This window comes from Cohnella sp. GCM10012308 (assembly GCF_042649185.1).
GTDB lineage: Bacteria > Bacillota > Bacilli > Paenibacillales > Paenibacillaceae > Cohnella.
In genome coordinates this window covers 1-3,715 of record NZ_JBHRYU010000073.1, presented here as the reverse complement: position 1 = coordinate 3,715, position 3,715 = coordinate 1, and the positions used below count along the sequence as shown (strand labels likewise).

General features: G+C 52.4%; 4 protein-coding genes. 2 read left to right on the top strand and 2 right to left on the bottom strand.

The features are described from left to right. Window positions 1-307 precede the first annotated feature (307 nt). Complete coding sequence (locus tag ACFOTD_RS34445; protein WP_378124527.1) at window positions 308-865, top strand: TetR/AcrR family transcriptional regulator; 558 nt, start codon at window positions 308-310, stop codon at window positions 863-865. A 36-nt stretch (window positions 866-901) separates the two neighbouring features. On the opposite strand, the gene ACFOTD_RS34440 is transcribed toward ACFOTD_RS34445, so the two are convergent. Together ACFOTD_RS34440 and ACFOTD_RS34435 are read right to left on the bottom strand one after the other, a co-directional pair. Continuing rightward, window positions 902-1,570 (bottom strand): GNAT family N-acetyltransferase, encoded by a 669-nt coding sequence (locus ACFOTD_RS34440; protein WP_378124525.1) that lies wholly within the window; start codon window positions 1,568-1,570, stop codon window positions 902-904. A 15-nt stretch (window positions 1,571-1,585) separates the two neighbouring features. Next, a complete protein-coding gene (locus tag ACFOTD_RS34435; protein WP_378124524.1) occupies window positions 1,586-2,446 on the bottom strand; it encodes a carbon-nitrogen hydrolase family protein in 861 nt (286 codons plus the stop codon). A gap of 231 nt (window positions 2,447-2,677) precedes the next feature. On the opposite strand from ACFOTD_RS34435, the gene ACFOTD_RS34430 reads away from it, so the two are divergent. Next, window positions 2,678-3,178: a C40 family peptidase gene (locus ACFOTD_RS34430; protein ID WP_378124523.1), complete on the top strand. Its 501-nt coding sequence runs from the start codon at window positions 2,678-2,680 to the stop codon at window positions 3,176-3,178. Window positions 3,179-3,715 lie beyond the last annotated feature (537 nt).

Genomic DNA, 3,715 nt, shown 5'->3' with positions numbered 1-3,715 from the left:
ATAGCTGTGGTTAATTGCTCCATGTTTTCACTACTCATCTTCATCGCCACCAGGTTTTATTTACTATTTCATTACCCGATTTGATGATTGGCGTGATGATGTGCGTTTGTTAATTGCGTTCTATATAATAACATTATTTCTGCTTTTTGGCTGACGGCATGATTCCCGAGCTTTACATCAATAATAAATGGAATTCATCCTATTCCCTCCTCTCAACAAAAGCGTCACTCATTGTTTAAGCAACATCTGACCGGTAAGATGATAGTACGGTAAACTTATGTATTCAACAGTCAGATTCCGCGGAACGATGCCTAAACGACACATTGAGATATTTAATGTTCGGAAGGAGATATGGACGTGGTCAATCAGCAAAGCGACCATTAACCGCGCCACCTTTTACATCCATTATGCAGACAAATACGCTTTGCTTGAAGAAATAACAGAACTCGTATTTCTTGAGATGATTCCCGAGCAGGTGTTGAATGCCCGGGAATTTACAATGGAAGTATGTGACCAGTTGATCTTGCTGACACATCGCTACATCGTGGATTTTTATCGGGTATGCAGAATGGATTCCAAATCGAATTGCAGCGCTAGTGGACGGAAAGGTAAAGAAAATGTTGCAGCAAATCATCGAAAGCATTTTTCAAAAGGACTTTCTTCGGACAACCGCCGTACAAAGATCATTTCGGCTATGACGGGCGCAGCGATCTATGGCGCCGCGCATGATTGGTTAACGGTCGGGGAAAACAATCGAACCGATATTCTGATTGACCTTGTTCGTCCGTATGTAATGAACGGGTTAGGGCTGTATAGCCATCGCGATCCACTGATAAACAACTCGCCGGCAGCGCCAATAGGTTAACGTTGGTACCGCCGTTCAGTCGAGCGCTATATTTACTTAGAACATGTGGTCGAAAAAAGGATTGCGCCACTCCATCAGCGCTGCATTGCCGCGCGATTCCTCGTCATCGAGATAATCGTGCGCGACGCCGACCGGAATACGCCCGCAGCGGATCAGGAAAGAGACGACCGGATCGCGAAGGCGCCCCGCCGCCACTTCCTCCAGGTACTGCTCGGGCGTCAGAAGGTCCGCATGCTTGTGATAGCCGGGCATTCGTCCGCCGCTCAAGAGCCGGCGGCAGCCGAGATAAACGGCCGTCTCGTGCATGGATTGAATCAGCCATTTGCCGAGCCCAAGCGAACGATAGGCAGGCCTGATGCAAAGATCGACTACGTATAACGTGTCCCCTGCCGGCTCGTGGTTCCGAATGTAGCCATCATCCGTCGCATCGGCCCAGCTATGTCCGTCCCCGTCCGCAAACGTGCGCCTGAGCGCCGTCATGGAGCCTGCGATTCGCCCGTCGACTTCGACGCAAAGCGCGCCCGCGGGAAATCTCGTCACATGCGCCTCAAGCTGCGCTTCGTTCCACCACAACTCGGACGGATAAGGCGGCGGGAAGCTCTCTGCCTGAACCTCGATCAATGCTTTGAAGTCCTCCCGCGTATAGGTCCGGATTACGGCTTCGGCGGTTCGGCTCCCGTCCGATACGATGAGTCGTTTGCGCATGTCGACGCTCCTTTCTTACTGCCAGTCCGTATACAGATCGACTCTGCGGTCCCGCCAAGTCGTGACCGAGCCCGCTTCGCGGACCTCGTCGAGCAGCGACAGGTCGAGATCCGCCGTAATCAGCATATCCGTATTCGTATCCCCTTCGCTCAGGATGCCCCGCGGCGGGAACGGAATATCGTTAGGCGCGATGATGGCGGCCTGGCCGTAGTTCGCGCGCATAAAGTCGACGTTAGTCAGCGACCCGACCGTTCCCGTCGTCACGATATAAATTTGATTTTCCACGGTTCTGGCGTGACAGCAATAACGCACCCGGTAGAAGCCGTGACGGTCGTCCGTGCAGGACGGGCAGAAAATGACGTTCGCGCCTTTGGCGCGAACCATGCGCACGATCTCGGGAAACTCGATGTCGTAACACGTAAGCAGGCCGATCTTGCCGTACGGCGTATCGATTACCTCGACGCCGTCGCCGGGCTGTACATGCCAGGACTGCACCTCCGTCGGCGTAATATGCAGTTTGTCCTGAGTATGCCAACTGCCGTCCGGCTTGAACAGAAACGCCGTATTGCGAAGCTTGTCGGCCCGTCTTGTCACATGCGTTCCTCCGAACACATACATGCCGTATTGCTGCGCCAATCCAGAGAACAGCCCCGTGTACAGCTCCGTATAATCGGGAAGTGTGCCGATCGGGCGGCCCGCGCCGCCCGCCTCCTCGCCGATGCCGAGCAGCGGCGTCGTGATGAACTCGGGAAAAAGCACGAACTGGGAGCCGTATTCAGCCGCGTTGCGGACGTAGTGCTTGACTTGGGCGCTCCATTCCTCCGCGCTCTTTACGTCTTTCAGCGCGAATTGAACCGCGGAAACTCTCATTTTCATCGATTCCATCCCTCTCTTTCATCCCCCTCATTATATCGGGTACGCAGCAGCTCGCAACCCGTTTACGCGCATGAGAGAATTCTCATCTGTTTCTAAGAAATCGACAGGAGCCGCTTTATTATGCGACTCTTGTTCTTTTTGGAAAATTGTAGGTTGTTTGGCATCTGGTATAGTTGGGGTAAATAAAAGGCCCTAGCGAGCCGAACCAATCGGACGGAGGATCGCCGCAACATGAGCATAAACATTCGCAGCCGTTTGATCCGCAAAATCGCCAGTCTGGGACTTTGCGCCGCCATCGCCGTTTCAGGAACGCTTTTCGCTTCCGCCCCCAAAGCCTCTGCGGCTGCAACGACAACCGTCAAAGCAGACAAAATCATCACGCTCGGCAAAAAATACTTGGGCGTCAAATACCGCCTTGGCGCGCCGACAGGCACGACCAAAGTGTTCGACTGCTCCAGCTTCACTCAATATATATTCGGCAAATACGGTGTCAAGCTCCCGCGCGTCTCCAGCGCGCAAGCGACCAAGGGCAAGACCGTAGCCAAATCCCAGCTTAAAAAAGGCGATCTCGTCTTTTTCAAATCCAGCAACAGCTCTAAAATCGGACATGTCGCCGTCTATATCGGCAACGACAAAATTCTTCATACGTACGGCAAGCCCGGCGTCACGATCACGAGCCTGAGCGCCTCCTACTGGAAAACTCATTACAAAACTGCGAAGCGCGTACTCTAGCATCGCGCTTCCCGCCCATTTCACATAGAAATACCGTCAGGGAAAGTCGCACTGACGGTATTTTTAGGTTTGGAGTGATGATCCAAAACGCGATTCGCGCGGAACTTCTGCCGTTGACTAATCAGACAAGCCGTTTTGATGGATTGCCCGATACCTGCTCACTGGCTAATCAGACAGCCGATTCGATGGGATGCCCGATACCAGCTTCAAGGTCTCGTCAGACAGGCATTTGGATGGCCGACCCGGCGTGACATGTGCCCGTTCTGTCGCCGCAATTCCTGCAAATAAAGTCAATTTCATAATTCAACCCCCTTGCTACGACTGACTTTTTTGGCGCACAAAAGAGGAGTACCTCCCCACATTCTCGAAATTAAGGTTAGCCAACCAAAACGAGAAAGAAAGGAAGTACGCCTACGTTTCCAATTCGACAGGAAGAGCTCTTTTCCTTTGAGACCCTTCTAAAAATGTCCCCGGCGTCAAAAGACGACCTCATTTTGGAAGAAGTTCCTATTGCGAAAATCTTGTACGCCATCAGTA